13 protein-coding genes and 2 pseudogenes are annotated in these 16,730 nt (G+C 65.7%); 5 read left to right on the top strand and 10 right to left on the bottom strand.

The window, feature by feature from the left end:
* The first annotated feature begins 239 nt into the window (after positions 1–239).
* The 3 genes from DM992_RS18960 (at position 240) to DM992_RS18950 (ending at position 3,229) form a co-directional block, all read left to right on the top strand.
* The gene (locus tag DM992_RS18960) at positions 240–1,304 is read left to right on the top strand and encodes a phytoene/squalene synthase family protein (protein ID WP_111018160.1); all 1,065 of its coding nucleotides are present in this window, start codon (positions 240–242) and stop codon (positions 1,302–1,304) included.
* Between the two features lie 477 nt (positions 1,305–1,781).
* Positions 1,782–3,002 carry a porin gene (locus DM992_RS18955; RefSeq protein WP_111018159.1) on the top strand — a complete coding sequence of 407 codons (1,221 nt, stop codon included), beginning with the start codon at positions 1,782–1,784 and terminating at the stop codon, positions 3,000–3,002.
* A gap of 38 nt (positions 3,003–3,040) precedes the next feature.
* Positions 3,041–3,229, top strand: a complete 189-nt coding sequence (locus DM992_RS18950) for a hypothetical protein (protein WP_162631678.1) — start codon at positions 3,041–3,043, stop codon at positions 3,227–3,229.
* A 3-nt stretch (positions 3,230–3,232) separates the two neighbouring features.
* Here the strand turns inward: DM992_RS18950 and DM992_RS18945 are convergent, their stop codons facing one another.
* From DM992_RS18945 to DM992_RS18915, 7 genes are all read right to left on the bottom strand, one after another.
* The gene (locus DM992_RS18945) at positions 3,233–4,723 is read right to left on the bottom strand and encodes an efflux transporter outer membrane subunit (protein ID WP_111018157.1); all 1,491 of its coding nucleotides are present in this window, start codon (positions 4,721–4,723) and stop codon (positions 3,233–3,235) included.
* Between the two features lie 10 nt (positions 4,724–4,733).
* Positions 4,734–5,891: an ABC transporter permease gene (locus tag DM992_RS18940; RefSeq protein ID WP_111018156.1), complete on the bottom strand. Its 1,158-nt coding sequence runs from the start codon at positions 5,889–5,891 to the stop codon at positions 4,734–4,736.
* The gene (locus tag DM992_RS18935; RefSeq protein ID WP_111018155.1) at positions 5,888–6,838 is read right to left on the bottom strand and encodes an ABC transporter ATP-binding protein; all 951 of its coding nucleotides are present in this window, start codon (positions 6,836–6,838) and stop codon (positions 5,888–5,890) included. Before DM992_RS18935 ends, DM992_RS18940 begins: the two co-directional genes overlap by 4 nt.
* Positions 6,835–7,797, bottom strand: a complete 963-nt coding sequence (locus tag DM992_RS18930) for an HlyD family efflux transporter periplasmic adaptor subunit (protein WP_111018154.1) — start codon at positions 7,795–7,797, stop codon at positions 6,835–6,837. The genes DM992_RS18935 and DM992_RS18930 overlap by 4 nt, the downstream gene beginning before the upstream one ends.
* Positions 7,794–8,492: a TetR/AcrR family transcriptional regulator gene (locus tag DM992_RS18925; RefSeq protein WP_111018153.1), complete on the bottom strand. Its 699-nt coding sequence runs from the start codon at positions 8,490–8,492 to the stop codon at positions 7,794–7,796. Before DM992_RS18925 ends, DM992_RS18930 begins: the two co-directional genes overlap by 4 nt.
* Before the next feature lie 273 nt (positions 8,493–8,765).
* Positions 8,766–9,185, bottom strand: coding sequence for a cupin domain-containing protein (locus DM992_RS18920; protein ID WP_111018152.1), 420 nt, complete (start codon positions 9,183–9,185; stop codon positions 8,766–8,768).
* A 10-nt stretch (positions 9,186–9,195) separates the two neighbouring features.
* Positions 9,196–9,633 carry a carboxymuconolactone decarboxylase family protein gene (locus DM992_RS18915; protein ID WP_096474487.1) on the bottom strand — a complete coding sequence of 146 codons (438 nt, stop codon included), beginning with the start codon at positions 9,631–9,633 and terminating at the stop codon, positions 9,196–9,198.
* Positions 9,634–9,808: 175 nt separating this feature from the next.
* On the opposite strand from DM992_RS18915, the pseudogene DM992_RS18910 reads away from it, so the two are divergent.
* Positions 9,809–9,982, top strand: a pseudogene (locus DM992_RS18910) (Tn3 family transposase); the annotation flags it as partial.
* Positions 9,983–10,043: 61 nt separating this feature from the next.
* Here the strand turns inward: DM992_RS18910 and DM992_RS18905 are convergent.
* Positions 10,044–10,805, bottom strand: a complete 762-nt coding sequence (locus DM992_RS18905; RefSeq protein WP_162631690.1) for a lipid II-degrading bacteriocin — start codon at positions 10,803–10,805, stop codon at positions 10,044–10,046.
* 527 nt (positions 10,806–11,332) lie between these two features.
* Here DM992_RS18905 and DM992_RS18900 point away from each other — a divergent pair.
* Positions 11,333–11,665, top strand: a complete 333-nt coding sequence (locus tag DM992_RS18900) for a hypothetical protein (RefSeq protein ID WP_204356156.1) — start codon at positions 11,333–11,335, stop codon at positions 11,663–11,665.
* A 108-nt stretch (positions 11,666–11,773) separates the two neighbouring features.
* Here the strand turns inward: DM992_RS18900 and DM992_RS18895 are convergent, their stop codons facing one another.
* The gene (locus tag DM992_RS18895; protein WP_111018150.1) at positions 11,774–13,270 is read right to left on the bottom strand and encodes a PLP-dependent aminotransferase family protein; all 1,497 of its coding nucleotides are present in this window, start codon (positions 13,268–13,270) and stop codon (positions 11,774–11,776) included.
* Positions 13,271–13,477: 207 nt separating this feature from the next.
* Positions 13,478–16,451 (bottom strand): annotated as a pseudogene (locus DM992_RS18890) (Tn3 family transposase).
* Positions 16,452–16,730 lie beyond the last annotated feature (279 nt).

Genomic DNA, 16,730 nt, shown 5'->3' with positions numbered 1-16,730 from the left:
TCCGTTTTGTTCTGGGCTGCGACGAGGGCGGCGGGGACGGGCGCGGCATCGATGTGCGTGCCGTATTCCGGCCGTCGCGGGCAGGCCGCGCGCCGGATGCACTAAACTTGCGGGAATTTTGCATCGCAGCGCCCGGGCCGACGCCCGCGCGGCGCGACGATGCGGCGACTCGCGGGCCGGCGCGGGCGCCCGGCGCCCCTGTGCGCCCGGGGCCCGCGCCGGCCGATTTTTCCCGACCCATGACGACCCGAACCGATTCCGCCTACCTGCTCGGCGACCTGCTGAAGAACGTTTCCCGCTCCTTCTACCTGACGCTGCGCGTGCTGCCCGACGGCATGCGCGACCCGGTCGGGCTCGCGTACCTGCTCGCGCGCGCGGCCGACACGATTGCCGATACCGCCCTCGTCGCGCCCGATCGCCGCGCGGCGTTGCTGACCGACCTGCGCGACGAGGTCGAGCGGCTCGGCGACGGCGCGGCCCTGTCGCGTTCGCTCGACGACGTGACGCGGATGCAGACGGATTCGCACGAGCACGTGCTGCTCGGCTCGATGGAGCCGATGCTCGCGCTGCTGCGCGCGCAGCCGGACGCCGACCGCGCGTCGATCCGCAAGGTCGTCGCGACGCTGACTTCGGGCATGGAATTCGACCTGCGCACGTTTCCGGATGAGCAGTCGGGGCAGGTCGCATCGCTGCCGACGCGCGACCTGCTCGATCGCTACACGTATCTCGTCGCGGGCTGCGTCGGCGAGTTCTGGACCGACATGACGGGCGCGCACACGCGTGCCGCGCGCGGTTGGGATTTGCCGGACATGCGCGAGAAGGGCATTCGTTTCGGCAAGGCGCTGCAGATGACCAACATCCTGCGCGACTGCGCGAAGGACCTGCGCATCGGCCGCTGCTACCTGCCCGACGACGTGCTGCGCGCGCACGGGCTCGGCGTTGCCGACCTGATGCAGCCCGACGCGTCGGCACGTGCGCGCGGCGTGCTGGTCGACCTGCTGCGCATCGCGCTCGACCAGTATCGCGACGCGTGCCTGTATACGCTCGCAATTCCGCGCCGCTTCGTGCGGCTGCGGCTCGCGTGCCTGTGGCCGATCATGATCGGCCTCGAAACGCTCGAGCTGCTGGCCGGTCACGATGCTTGGCTCGACCCGGCGAAGCCGGCCAAGGTGCCGAGAAAACGCATCTACCGGATCATGGCGTCGTCGCTCGCGCTGGTCGGCTCGAACACGGCGATCCGTGCGCGCATGACCGCGCTCGCCGATGCTGTGAACGCGCGGCTTGCCTCGCCGGCATCGCGTTGATTGTCGCCGGCGCGCCGCGCCGGCATCGTCCCTCGGCCCGCGTTCGCCGGGCCGCTCCCGTCCGATCTCCCGCGCGCGGACTGAAACGTTTTCATGATTTCGTTTCTCGAAATGTTGGTGTCATGAACGTCAGCGATCCTGCGCGGCGGTGTGAATCGCGGCGTCAGCTGCCATCGCGCATTTGTAAGATGATTTTTGCCGAAGGCGTCTGACGACATGGGGCGGTCGCGTTGCACCCGTAAAAATGTAAAGCTAGGGTTTTCACCGGGAAATGCCGGAAGTGCCCGCCGCGTAAGCGTTTTCAGGTGTTATGTAACTGCTTGGTGAACCCGCGCGTTGCGTCGATCATACGATGACCGACTGCGCGTGTTGGGAAATAATCGGTAATCCGTCAGAATTGCCCCGGCATGTACTCGCACATGTGTCAGTCATAAAACCACACCAGAAAAGAAATCATTCTTTGAGGACGGAGAATCAATGAAAAAGCGCGTCGCTTTCGCCATGACGGCAGCGGGCCTTGCAGCCGCTACCGCCGCCCACGCCCAGAGCAGCGTGACCCTGTACGGTATCGTCGATAACGCTATCGCTTGGCAGAACAACTCGTCGGCGACCAGCGCGATCTCGGGCGGTCACTCGAAGGTGCAGATGGCCACCGGCATTTGGGCAGGCAGCCGCTTCGGCCTGAAGGGCAGCGAAGATCTCGGCGGCGGCACGAAGGCGATTTTCCAGTTGGAAGCCGGCTTCAACGCAAACAACGGCTCGTCGCAGTGGACGAACGGCATCTTCACGCGTCAGGCGTGGGTGGGTCTGAGCAACGCAGCGTACGGTACGCTGACGGCCGGCCGCCAGTACACCGCGTACTACACGCTGCTGTCGCCGTATAGCCCGACGACCTGGCTGACCGGTTACTACGGCGCGCACCCGGGCGACATCGACTCGCTGGATACCAGCTACCGCGCGAACAACTCGCTCGTCTACATGTCGCCGAAGTTCTACGGCTTCACGGTCGGCGGTTCGTACTCGCTCGGCGGCGTGGCAGGCAGCTTCAACCGCGGCTCGACGTGGAGCGCCGCGGTCCAGTACCTGAACGGCCCGGCAGGCATCGCGGTCGGCTATCAGCGCATCAACAACGCGACGCTCGGCGGCGGCGTGTGGGGCGCGAACTCGACCGCGCAAAACGGCCTGGATACGGCCGGCAACGGTGCGGAGCAGGCCGTGTCGTCGATCAACGGCGGTTACAAGACGGCACAGTCGCAACAGCGTCTCGCCGTGACGGCCGGTTACCAGTTCACGCCGGCATGGGACATCTCGGTGTCGTACTCGAACGTCCAGTACATCCCGGGCACGCTGTCGGCATTCCGCAACACGGCGATCTTCAACACGGCTGGCGCCGTGCTGCACTGGAAGGCATCTCCGCAGTGGGATTTCGCGGCAGGCTACTCGTACACGGCGGCAACGCAGTCGAACGGTATTTCGAGCTCGGCCAAGTACCACCAGGTCACGCTGTCGCAGTACTACAGCCTGTCGAAGCGCACGGGCCTGTACGCGGTTGAAGCGTACCAGCACGCTAGCGGCAACACGATCAGCGGCCTTACCGGCGGCATCGTCAATGCAACGACGTCGATCGGCGACGGCGTGGGCGCAGGTTCGAAGCAGAACCAGATCGGCGCTGGCGTCGGCCTGATCCACCGCTTCTGATGTCGTGCGGCGCGCGAGCGCCGCTTACGGCATGCGGTATGAAAAAACCGGCCTTCGGGCCGGTTTTTTTTTTTTTGGCGGTACGCGTTGTGCTTATTGCGGGTTCCGTCGCCGGCGGCATCGAACGGAAGCGGGCGGCGATGGAAGCCGAGCCCGACAAGCGCGCGGCTCACGCGGTGCCTGGCGTGCAGGCCGCCGGTGTTCGGCCGGTGCCGGCACCATCCTGACGGTCACTTCGCCGCATCATCCATCCAGCTCCCTGCCAGCGCCTGAAACAGCGCCGCCGTATCGGCAAGCCGGTCGGCCTGCGCGCGAGTGCGGTCGAGTGCCGTCTGCAACGTCTGCCGCTGCGTGTCGAGCAGGTCGAACGTGCTGATCCCGCCCGCCGCGTAACGGTCGCCGGCAATCGCGTTGCGTGCTGCCGCTTCCTGCGCGGCCGTGTCCCGCGCCTGCAACTCGGCCGCATCGTGTTCGACCGCGCGCATCGCGTCGGCTACCTGCTGAAGCGCCTGCAGCACGGTTTCCCGATAGCTCGCGAATGCGGCGTCGTACGCCGCTTCGGCCGCACGTTTTTTCGCGCGCAGCTCACCGCCGTGAAAGAGCGGCTGCGCAAGACCAAGGCCGACATTCCAGACGTTCAACCCGCTCACGATATCCGCGATGCGCGTGCGTTCCGAGCCGATCCCCGCCGAAATCGAAAAACGCGGATACAGGTTCGCGGTGGCCACGCCGACGTTCGCGCTCGCCTGGTGCAGCACGGCTTCCGCCGCACGGATGTCGGGCCGTTCGTGCGCGAGCGTCGACGGCAGCGTGACGGGCAGCGTGCGCGGCAGTGCGAGCGCATCGAGCGTGAGATCGGGCAGCACGGCGCTGGACGGCGGTGCGCCGAGCAGAAGCGCGAGCCGGTGGCCGGCTTGCGCGAGGCGGGCCGCGAGCGGCGGCAGCGATGCCTGCGTCTGTGCGAGCAGTGCGCGCTGCGCATGCACGTCGGCCTGCGACACGCCGCCCGCCGCGAAGCGTGCGTCGACGATACGCAACTGCCGCGCCTGCGCGTCGACCAGTTGCTGCGTAAGTGCGACCTGCTGCGCGAGCGACGCGCGCAGGATCGCGGTGGCGACCACGTTGCCCGCGAGCGTCAGGCGCGCGGCGTCGAGCGTGTACGCCTGATAGTCGACCTGCGCGCGCAACGCTTCGAGCGCACGCCGGTTGCCGCCGAACACGTCGAGTACGTACGACACGCTCACCGACGCGTCGTACAGCGTGAACGGTCCCGGATTCGGCACGTTGGCCGGCAGCCCGAACGCAGCGATGTCGACCTTCTCGCGCGTGGCGGACAGGTTCGCGTCGACACGCGGCAGCATCGTCGCGCCGGCTTCGGCCGCATGGTTCTGCCGTGCTTCGTCGAGGCGGGCGCGGGCCTCGGCGAGCGTCGGGCTGTTTTGCCATGCGGTGTCGACGAGCCGGTTCAGCGGTTCGGAGCCGAACTCGGTCCACCAGTGTTGCGGCGTGTGCACGGCCGATGCGAACGTCTGCGCGGCGCCGGCCGGGCCGCCGGCGGCCGCCGTCGTGACGGGAGGCTCATCGCGCGTGTACTGCTGCGTGGCCGGTGCATCCGGCGTGCGGAAATCCGGGCCGACCGCGCAACCGGCGACGAGCAGCGCAGCGGCGGCCAGCGTAAAGCCGCGGGCAGTGATGGAGGTGCGATGCGAAGCCGGTTTCATTGCGTGGCACCTAATCGAGCGTGCGCCGGTAGAAGCGCAGCGCGATGCCCATCACGACGACGGTGAACAGCGCAACCGGCCACACGGACGGCCACAGGTCGGCCCAGCCGTTGCCCTTCAGCAGGATGCCGCGCACGAGGCGGTTGAAGTAGGTGAGCGGCAGCAGGTTGCCGATGAACTGCGCCCACTTCGGCATCCCGGCGAACGGGAACATGAAACCGGACAGCAGGATGTTCGGCAGGAAATAGAACACCGCGAGCTGCATCGCCTGCAACTGGTTCTGCGCGAGCGATGAAAGCGTGATGCCGACGGTCAGGTTCGCGGCGATGAACAGCAGCGCGGACAGGTAGATCGCGAACACGCCGCCGACGAACGGCACGACGAACACGAACCGCGCCGCGGCGAGGATGATCGACACCTGGATCAGCCCGATCAGCACGTACGGGACGATCTTGCCCGTCATCACCTCGAGCGGTCGCACGGGCGTCGCGAGCAGGTTCTCCATCGTGCCGCGCTCGCGTTCGCGCGTGATCGCGAGGCCCGTCATCATCACCATCGTCATCGTCAGGATCACGCCCATCAGGCCCGGCACGACGTTGTACTGCGTGATCCCTTCAGGGTTGTACAGCCGGTGCAGCACGACGTCGAACGCGGCCGGGCGGCCGTTCTTCAGGTGCGCGAGCGGCCCCGTCAGGTCCTTGTCCGCGACGGGCTGCACGAGGCCCGGCAGCGCGCCGATCGCCGATGCGGTCGCGACGGGATCGGTCGCGTCCGCCTCGACGAGCAGCGACGGACGCTCGCCGCGCAGCAGCCGCCGCGAGAAATCGGCCGGCACGCTCAGCACGAACTGCACGTCGCCGCGGGCGAGCGCATGCCGGCCCGCCGCTTCGTCCGGCAGCGTCGCGACGATGTCGAAGTACGCGGAATTGCGCATCGCGGCGATGAAGCTGCGCGCGAACGGGCTCGAATCGGCGACGATCACCGCGGTCGGCAGGTGCTTCGGATCGGTGTTGATCGCAAAGCCGAACAGCGTGAGCTGGATGATCGGCACGCCGACGATCATCGCGAACGTCACGCGGTCGCGGCGCAACTGCAGGAATTCCTTCAGCACGATGCTCCACCAGCGCGCGACCGAGAACGATTCGCGCAGGCGCGCCCACGCGTTCATGACGATGCTCCGCCGGGCGGCGCGGATGCGCGGCCCATCATGAAGATGAAGACGTCCTCGAGCCCGGTGTCGATCGGCGCGACCTGCAGCGACGCATCGTCGCTCGCGACCCGCGCGAGCGTCGCGTCGAGCGCGGCGCGATCGCGGCCGCTCACGTGCAGCGCGGAACCGAACACGACGGTTTGATCGACGCCCGGCATCGTGCGCAGCCGCGCGGACAGTTCGGTCAGGCGCTCGCCGGTGATCGTGCGGGTCGACAGGTGCTGCGACGCGATGATCTCCGCCGACGTGCCTTGTGCAAGCAGTTCGCCGGACGCGATATACGCAAGCTTGTGGCAGCGCTCGGCTTCGTCCATGTAATGCGTGCTGACGAGCACCGAGATCCCCTGCGCGGCCAGCCGGTGCAGTTCCTCCCAGAAGTCGCGGCGCGCGGCCGGATCGACGCCGGCGGTCGGCTCGTCGAGCAGCAGCAGTTCGGGCTCGTGCAGCATGCACGCGGCCAGCGCGAGGCGCTGTTTCCAGCCGCCCGACAGCGCGCCCGTGAGCTGGTCCGCGCGGGCCGCGAGGCCGAGCCCGTCGAGCGCGCGCGCGACGGCCGCCTTGCGGTCGGGCATCCCGTACACGCGCGCGACGAAATCGAGGTTCTCGCGGATCGACAGGTCTTCCCAGTACGAGAAGCGCTGCGTCATGTAGCCGACGTGCCGCTTGATCTGCGCGCTGTCGCGCACGATGTCGTAGCCGAGGCAGGTGCCGCTGCCCGAGTCGGGCGTGAGCAGGCCGCACATCATCCGGATCGACGTCGTCTTGCCGCTGCCGTTCGGCCCGAGAAAGCCGAAGATCTCGCCGCGCGCGACGCGCAGCGAGACGTCCTTCACGACGTGCTTGTCGCCGAAGCGCTTGTTCAGGCGATCGACGTCGATCGCGTACGGAGCGGCCGGCGCGTTCATTGCACCCTCACGGCGACGGGCTGGCCCGGATGCAGCTTCGGCGCATCCGCGACGGCGGGGTGCGCCTCGATCATGAACACGAGCTTGGTGCGGCTCTCGTTGCTGTAGATCACGGGCGGCGTGTATTCGGCCTCGCTCGACACGTAGGTGATGCGCGCGGGCACGTCGGCCGCGCAGCCATCGCAGCGGATCGCGACCGCGCGCCCCGGTGCGAGCGATGCGATGGCGGCTTCCGGCACGAAGAAGCGCACCTTCAGGTTCTGCGGCGGCAGCATCTGCACGACCGGATTGCCGGCCTGCACCCATTCGCCGACGCGGTACAGCGTGTCGTACACGCGCCCGGCGGCGGGCGCGGCGACGCGCTTCTGGTCGAGCTTCCACTGCGCTTCCGCGACCGCCGCCTGCGCGGCGTCGACCTGCGCGGCCTGCGCGGCGACCTGCTGCGCGCGGCCCGGCAGGCGCGCGACGTCGACCTGCTTCTGCAACTCGCGCATCTGCGCGGCGGTGGTCTGCACGGACGTGCGCGAATCGTCGAGTTGCTGCTTCGACAGGCCGCCGGCCGCGTACTGGCGTTCGTCGCGCGCGAGTTGCGTGGCGGCCCGGGCGGCCTGTGCGGTGGCCTGCGCGAGTTGCGCCTGCGTGACGGCGACTTCCGGCGGGCGCTTGCCGGTCTGCAGGTCGGCAAGCTGTGCACGTGCCGCGGCAAGTTGATGCTGTGCCTGCATCAGCGCGGCCGTTTCGTTCACGGCTTCGAGCGAGAACGCCGGCGCGCCGGCGACGACGGCCTGGCCGCGTGCGACCGACAACTGCGTCAGCGTGCCCGATTGCGACGACGACAGGTACACGAATTCGCCTTCGACGTAACCCTGGTAGGTCGTGCCGTTGTCCGTCGACCGTCCGCAACCGGCGAGCAGCGCGAAGGCGGCGAGCGCGAGCGGCAGCGCGCGGGCTGCGTTCACGACGGCCTCCGCGGCGAGCGCGTCCGCGCACGCGGCGCGGCGGCCGGCGGCTGCAGGCCGGAACCGAGCAGCGCACGGACGTGCCGGTGCAGCACGTCGCGGTCGATCGGCGGCAGGCCGCGCGCGCTTTGCCACAGCTTCGCGGTCGCGAGCGGCAGCATCACGAGCGCGATGATCGAATGAAACAGGAACGCGGGTTCGAGCGCCGGATTCAGCGTGCCGGCCTGCTGCGCGGCGCGGACGCGTTCGGCGAAACGCCCGACATGCTCGAGCGGAATCCGCCGCAGCATCCGCTCGCGCAGCAGCCCGCCTTCATGGACGATCTCGCGCAGCCAGATCGACGGCAGCCAAGGCATGCGATGCGTGACGTCGAAGAAGCGGTCGACGAGTTCGGCGACGAGCGCGAACGGATCGTTCTCGATCTGCGGCTCGGTCGGCCGCCACACGAACGCGATGACCTGTGCGAGCCGCTCCTCGACGATCGCGTCGAGCAGTTGCTCGCGGTTCGTGAAGTAGTAGTGGACCATCGCGGACGTGACGCCGGCGGCGGCGGCGATCTGCGCGACCGTCGTCGCGGCGATGCCGCGCTCGGCGAACAACTGCATCGCGACGTCGAGCATGTGGTCGCGCAGGTCGAAATCGTCCACCGACGGGCGGCGCCCGCGCGGCTTGGCGACGGTGGATTTCGCGTTCATGCAGACGACGCTAATTGATGAGTTAGTTAATTTCAAGGAAGGGTTTTCGCCGGCGTTGATCGAGATCAGATGCGCGTCGAATGGCGGCGCGGACGAGCGTGAAAGCGGCACGCGGGGCCGAGGGCAGTGTGCCTGCGGCAGAGTGTAGGGAGCGGCTAACGGGGAACGGCGCAGGGGGCCGGCGAAACGCGGCGAAACTGCACGGAACCGGAGGGAAAACCGGTCGCGAAACGAAGGCACAGCCCTTACACGGCACGCGCCTCCGAAACGTCGTCACTGATCGATCGGCGACTTCAGCGGCTCGTGTTCGCCGGTCAGCCCGAACACGACGAGCTGCGCGGGCTCGGTCGCACTCGCGTTGCGCGACACCTGGTGACGCGAGCCGGGCGCCTCGTACCAGCCTTCGCCGGCGCGATAGCGATGCAGCGGGCCGCCGTTGACCTGCGACAGCACTTCGCCTTTCGACACGACCGCGAACACCGAGCCGAGGTGCCGGTGCGCTTCGGAAGCCTGGCCGGGCGCATAGTCGACGGTCGCGACGACGGCGAGCTTGCCGGGCGCTTCGGGCACGGCCTGCTGCATGATCGCGTGCACGTTGTCGCCGGCGTCGTGCGCATGGACGGCGGCCGGCAGCGTGGCGCCGAGCACGAGCCCCGCGTAAAGGGCGGCGCGATGGAGCGTGGAGCGGATCATCGTCGTCTCCTTACTCGGGCATCTTGCGGAAGGCGATCGCGAAGCGGTTCCACGAGTTGATCGTCGCGATCAGCATCGACAGATCGAACAGTTCCTCGTCGCTGAAGTGCGGCTTCACGGCTTCCCAGACGGCGTCGGGCACGTGGTTGCTGGCCACCAGCGTCAGCGCCTCGGTCCATTCCAGCGCCGCGCGCTCGCGCTCGGTGAAGAACGGCGTTTCGCGCCACGTGACGACGGTTGCAAGCCGGCGGTCGGTTTCACCGCCCTTGCGCGCGTCGGTCGTGTGCATGTCGACGCAGAACGCGCAGCCGTTGATCTGCGACGCGCGCAAGCGGACGAGTTCGGCGAGCGGCTTCTCGATCGAGCTCTTCGCGAGGAATTCCTCGGCGTTGCGCATCACCTTGATCGCATTCGGGCTGGCGGTATAGAAGTTCAGGCGCGGTTGCATGGCAGGTCCTTGTTCGGTTGGTGCGCACGGTGGCGCGACAGGACCCACTTTAAGACGTACATTGGCCTGCTTGAATGACCAATTTCTGGAAAATTCAGGTAACCAGTAACATGGCGCCGACACTGGGGTGACTTCAAAAAACGGGAAGTACTGCACGCCAAGGCTGGTCGGGGCGCGGCGCGATCGGGCCGGCGACCTGAACCTTGTCACGGTCGCGATCGTGCTCTGGAACACGGCCTATCGCGAGCGCGCGATCGAGGCTATGCAGGCGCGGGGTGGGCCGGCCGATTCTACGCTGCTGCCTTATCTGTCGCCGCTGGGCTGGGAACACATCAACTTGACGGGCGACAGTGCGCCGCACATTTCTAATGTGGGCGCACTATGAGTTGCGATGCGAAGGCGTTTATGGGCTAACGGGGAGGACGTTGGCGACCGCCAAACGATGGGCGATGAACAGCATCCCCGGGATTAGTCGGCTGTTGATAGGCTACGGGTTTCTTGCCGGAGAATTGTATGTTCTGACCGCCAGTGAAAAGGATATCGTAGTCTTTGTGTCCGAAAGTACCAAGTAGACCGAGAAATTTGGTGAGCGCTTCTTGTGTAATTGTCCGATTTGAGTCGTATGCCTTGTATCGATCTGGATTGAGCGTAAAACTACCATTGAAGACGTAGTCGCCCGTTGCACCTACTTTCAGCGTCCCAGTGACCCGGCCACCGACTCGACCAATTACTCCGGCGGCCCAAAGGTCTTTGGTTGCGTGATTAAATAAATTGGTTGAAAACTCGGCATCGAATGGGTAGGTTCCCGGTCCGTATGCTGGATTTTCTACGGCCTTTTTTATTGGGTCGAAATCGTCCAGGCTCATTTTTAAATTAAGAGATGCGATATTCATGGTTCGCTGGGAACCGTCACCAAACATCCAGTAATAAATCGCCGCGATAGACATGAACGGCGTGCCATAGAATTTGAACTCTGTCGCCGGTCGCGAAGGCAGGTGACTAAAATACCAAGTACTGAATGTGCCGAATAGCGTACTCATGCTTCCGACGTTTGTGAATGCGTACTCGGTCGCGCCGGGTTGATTGGTATAACCGCGGTCCGCAAGCCAAAGTGTTATCAATCCATAAACTGCTGCCTGAGAGCGCACGGCAGCTTCGGTGGCGTGCTGCAAGCCTGTAGCAAACTCAACCAGGGCGCCGGTGGAATCTCCGCGTTCGATGGCGTCAAGTATCTTTTTGCCGTTGACCAGAAAAAATCGCCGACCTTGAATACCGGACCAGTGATGTTGCCGTTCGTCAGCACGGGAGGAAGTCTGAGCGGAGATACTTCGCCAGTTCCTAGCGTCCCGGAGCCGGGATAGTATGGGTCCGTAATGGGAGAGGCTGAGACCGTAATAGCGGGCAACGTGGGGTCGCCTGCGGCGAAGCTTTTCGCGGATCTCAAGAGCCCCACCAGTGACGCCGACCCCGAAGCAAGCAACATGAGACGTCGGATGTGATTTGTATCAACCGATCGTACCTGCTTTTACAATTTCTTATCCATAGCGGTGATTCCTGGGAAATGTAATTTGACAGGAATTCGAAGGGCAATGTAAGGTAGTCGTAGTTGCAAGAAAAATCGCTACAACCGAGCTGTCAGGCCCGTATGGTTTTCAAACCACGACAAACCCGGCATTTGTTTATTAGGAGTGTTAGGGACATGGAGATGACAAAAGCGTGGCTTTTATCGATGGGGCTTCCGGCGTTGATCTATCTGTTTAGTCTTGGTTATGCGCTGTTTCATGCATTCGGACGGGGTAGAGTCCGACCGAAGCGCGCGGTCCGGATTTACTGGATTGTTTGTGCGTCGGTGATGGTGTTAGGTACGGCAATTACTATCGACGTTGCCAGGCGAACGCCCGATGCGACCGCGTTGGCGTCGCTGGGGATGCTGATTGCCGGCGTGGGGGTCTTGGGTGTCCTGGCAGGTTCTGCGGTTCATGCCGCAGCATGGACGGCTCGCCACTGTAGGCGAAAGCGTTCCTCCAGCTAATCGCACGTCCGACTTGGGGGGGCGGCTCGAGGGGCAATTCCCGATGTTATTGCCGGCTACGCCCCGTTTTATGTGTTGGGAAGACGTTAGCACCAAACCCGACCGGCCTTAGCGTGCGATATTTTCCGTTTTCTGAAACCTTCCCACACTGCCCGAACCCAGCAATCTGGCCAGCTTCGCGAGCGCCGCATCGATGCGCAACGCGTCGATCCCGCCATAGCCGAACAGCAGCCCCGCACGGACCGGCACGCCGACATGGAACGCCGAGATCCCGTACAGGCCGATGTCCTGCTCGCGCGCCGCGCGGACCAGCGCCGCTTCGTCGAGCCCCGGCTTCAGGTGCGCGGCGAGGTGGATGCCGGCGGTCGGCACGATCGCGTCGAACCACGGCGCGAGTTCGCCGCGCAGATGCGCGAGCAGCATCTTGCGGCGTGCGTCGTAGTGCTTCTGCACGCGCTTCAGGTGCCGCGCGAAATCGCCTTCGAGCATGAAGCGTGCGAGCGCCGCCTGCGTCAGCGTGCAGGTGTGCCAGTCGACGATCTGCTTCGCCTTGGCGAGCGCACCGCGCAGCGCGCGCGGCGGAATCGTGTAGCCGATCCGCAGTTCGGGAAAGATCGTCTTCGAGAACGTGCCGACGTATGCGACGAGGCCTGTGCGGTCGAGGCTCTTCAGCGATTCCACCGGCCGGCCTTCGAAGCGGAACTCGCCGTCGTAGTCGTCCTCGATGATCACCGCGCGGCGGCGCTGCGCCCATTCGAGCAGTGCGATGCGCCGCTCCAGCGTCATCGGCATCCCGAGCGGGAACTGGTGCGACGGCGTCACGTAGACGAGGCGCGCTTCGTCGGGCAGCCGTTCCGTGACGAGGCCGTGCGCGTCGACCGGCACGCCGATCACCGTCGCGCCGAGCGACGCGAACGCGGCGCGCGCGGGCGGATAGCCGGGGTCCTCGACCGCGACGACGTCGCCGGGCCGCACGACGACGCGCGCGAGCAGGTCGAGCGCCTGTTGCGCGCCTTGCGTGACGAGCACGTCGTCCCAGCTGCACGCGACCGCGCGGCTGAACGCGACGTAGCGCGCGATCGCGCCGCGCAGCTGCGGGTCGCCGGCCGGGTCGTGATACTGGCCGGGGCCGCGCGCCTGCTGGCGCAGCGCGTGGTGCAGGCAGCGCCGCCATGCGTCGAACGGGAACAGCGTCTTGTCGGTCACGCCGCCGCGGAAGTCGAAGCCGGGCGAATCCTGCGGCGCGGGCATCGCGAGCGCGTCGGGCAGGTCGTTCCACAGCGCGCGTGCGTCGACCGCGTCGATGCGCGGCGTGTCCTCGACGATCGACGGCGCCGACATGGCCGCGGCGTGCGGCACGCGCGCGAGGCCGTCGGCGACGAACGTGCCGTCGCCCGCACGCGTATTCAGGTAGCCCTCGGCGACGAGACGCTCGAACGCGTCGAGCGTCGTCTTGCGCGATACGCCGAGCTGCTTCGCGAGATCGCGCGTCGACGGCAGCCGCGCGCCGCCTGCCAGTCGCCCGTCGACGATCGCGGTGCGCAGTTGCCGGAAGATTTGCCCGGTCAGGTCGTGACGTCCTTCGATGCGGATCGCGATATCCATCGCAGTGGTTACCTCGATTGATGCTGTGTTGCCGGAATCGGTGTACCGCCAGTATGCCGCCGGCGCGCGGATTCGGGTTGGCGGGATGGTGCGCACGACACTGATCCGCCCATCCGCCGCATCGAACGCCGTCCGATTGGACCGCCGCCCGCCGCTGCCTTACGGGGTCCGGGGAGCGATGGAACAGCCAACCGACTTAGGGGCCGCTTAACTGTCGTTTGCCCTCCCCAGCGGCCGTAGTTCACCCCGCGCGACCGCCTCGGGTACCGAGAACGAATAGCGTCCAAGCATATTGATGTACTCGTGGCCGAACGGCGACAGCCGGATTTCATCCTCGGGACGCACCGGATAGCCTTCGCTACGCAATTGCGTCAGCACCGCGTCCATGTACAACGTGTTCCACAGCACGATCATGTTCACAACCAGGCCGAGCGCGCTCAACTGGTCTTCCTGTCCTTCGCGGTAGCGCTGGAACAGTTCGCCGCGCTTTCCGTGGAAGACGTCGCGCGCCAATGCGTGACGGCCTTCGCCGAGATTGAGCTGGAGTAAGGTGCCGCGGCGACGTGCCTCATCATCGATGAAGTTCAGCGTATGGATGGTCTTGTCGATGCGGCCAATTTCGGCGATAGCCTGCGCCAGGCTGGTCGGACGCTCATCGACCTGCAAGGTGCGCATGATGCCCATCGCCGGCACCATGCCGAGCTTGAGCGAGCCGATCAGGCGAAGTACGTCGTCCCAATGTCGCGTGATGCGCTCGAGGTTCACCCGCTGCCGTGCCAACGCGTTCAACTCGCCGTAGTCGGCCTGGGCATCGATGCGCCAGAAGCGTGTACCGCCAATGTCGGCCAGACGCGGGCAGAAGCGGTAGCCCAGCAGTCGGAACAGGCCGAATACCACGTCGCTGTACGCGCCGGTGTCGGTCATGATCTGCGTGGGCTGCAACTCGCTTTGTTGTTCCAGTACGACGGCCAGGAGCACCAGGCTATCGCGCAACGTGCCGGGAACGGTGATCGCGTTCAACCCGGTGCCCTGATCCGACAGCAGGTTGTACCAGGTGACGCCGCGCCCGCGATTGAAGTATTTCGGGTTCGGCGCGGCGTGAATGGTGCGTACCGGCACCACGAAACGCATGCCGTCGGCCGAGGCCACGTCACCACCGCCCCATGTGCGCGCCAGCGCGATGCGGTTCTGCGCGGCAACCAGCACGGCATTGCAAGCGATCAGCGTGTCTTCACGCACATAGTTCTGATCGACCCACAACAGCCGGTCGCGCTTGAGTGCCGGCGTGTCTTGTCGCACGAACGGTTCGGGGCCGGTATTACAGGCTTCGGCCATCAACACCGCGCATAGACTGGTCGTCAGATCGGCCGCGCGCGCCGTGCGTTCGGTCAGGTGCGTAAATGCCTCCATGCAGCCCGTGCGTGCAGCGATCTCCAGCAGGATTTCCGGCAGATCGACGCGCGGCATGCGCGCCTTGATTTCGTTGCGTAGCTCGATCAGCGATGGCGGTTCCTCCAGTGCTTCCAAGGGGCTGAGCACCAGTTCGGTCTTGTCGCCGACGGTCTCGAAACGTACGGCGTCGTTCTCGGGCAGTCGTGCGGCGACGCGTCGGTAGGTTTCGTCCAGTTCCTGCGTCAGCGCGGCCAGGGTGGCCGAGGGTTGCGCGCTCAGGCCCAGTGAACGGCAAACGATGGGGCGGGCCGCCTCCCACTCGGTGCCGGCCAGCAGCCCCGCACGCGGATCGGCGTAGCGCCAGCTCGGGCTGACGAACACATCGCGCCGACGCATCGCCACGGCCAGCCTGTCGAGGGCGCAGAAAGCGAACGCCGCCGCATCGATCTGCCCATTCTCCTGCACGACATGGCGCTGCCATGCTTTGCCAACAATGGGTCGTGGGCGGATCGTGATCGGGTCGCCACTGCAGCCAGTGCAACGCCTGCATCAGCGGCTGCGCCGTGGGGTTGGCATTGAACTGAATGACGCGCAGCAGCACGGGAAGAAACCGCATGATCGTGCTCTTCCTGGTCGCCAGTTCCGTGTAGAACACATCGTCAGGTGGCCGCACCAGGCCACCGACATCCTTCAGGGCCTGAGCCAGTTTGTCATGCCCGATCGCCGTGTAGATGCGCTGACGCAGTTCGATCTCGGGCAGATCGGGATCGAGCAGCATCCGGCACGCGTCGGCCAGCGTCGAAGCAGCCTGATCCAGATCCTTCAATGAGCGCAGCCGGGCCTTGCGGTCGGCCAACTGCGCCCTGTTGAACAACTCGCGAAGCAGCAGGTCGAGCACATCGAGCGCGTCGTCGTGCGCACTCGCTTCCAGGCTGTGAACGAATGCCACCAGCGTGGCGATACGGCGCGCGTCGGGCAACCGGGCCACGGCCGACACCTTGACCGTGCCGGCGAAACGCGCCAGCGCCGCGATGCGGCTTGGCGGCACATGGGTACTGGGCAGCTTGATGCCCAGGCCGCGCACGGTCTCAATGCGGTGCAACGCCAGGACGAGCGCCGGCGCGCTGACCCGCACCGGGCCTTTGCGCAATCGATCCATCCAGGACTGACGGCTGCCTTCGGCGGGTTTGAGCAATTCGTCCAGGCGTCGCCGCTGCGCCTCCGTTACGTCGCGCCCGAGCAACTGCCATAAACGCGCTTCCATTCGCGAGCGCACTTCGGCGATGAAGCGCTCCAGCACCGTGACGCCGGGGAGTAGTATCTTGTGACCGACCAGCCAGCCGTTGGCATGCTCGAACAGCACGCTCGGACGATCAGTGCCGGTCCAGCACAGGGCGCACAGCCAGCGCCCGAGCCGAAACTGCACGCCGCTGTCGGCGAACTCGCGATAGCCGTAGCGAGTGCGGATCTCTGCCGTGTGCCGCCAGCGCTGCTCGCCGTCGCGGTAGGCGAGAACGCAATCCGAGGCAACAATACCGAGTTGCGACGATAGTGTATGCAGCACGGCGCCGGGCACGGCAACCGGATCTTCCAGGAAAGTGCCGAGAAAGCGTACCGTCGTCAGCTGTAGTGCATAACCGAGGCGAGTACTGTCACGCCGCTTGGTGGCGATCCATTCGTGGTCGTCATCGTCCAGGTGGAAGTACCGCGCCAGCTCGTCGGAGGTAAGCGATTCTGGATAGCGGCCGTAACGTTCCCGCTGCGTGGTGGACAGAAAGCTGACCGGCATAGCATCAACGCGCGTCGGAGCTGCACGTGACGAGGATAACGACCCGCACGCGGTTAGCATGATCCCGATGCGGCCGGAGTTCGCCAATCCATTTCGTCACCGAGATATCAACGGGAATATTCTGATCCATTGAGATTGCTCCGGGTTACGTCTGCACCCTGAAATCCTGTCCGTAAGAGGATCGTTCAACGGACGCCTGGACGAGGCGCCATGGCTCGATACAAACCAAGCCTGTCGATGTCTCATTAAGGTGGTACGATATGTTTATCGATCAACGCC

Source organism: Burkholderia sp. JP2-270, from assembly GCF_003233675.1.
Classification (GTDB): domain Bacteria; phylum Pseudomonadota; class Gammaproteobacteria; order Burkholderiales; family Burkholderiaceae; genus Burkholderia; species Burkholderia pyrrocinia_C.
This window is presented reverse-complemented; position numbering and strand designations above follow the sequence as displayed.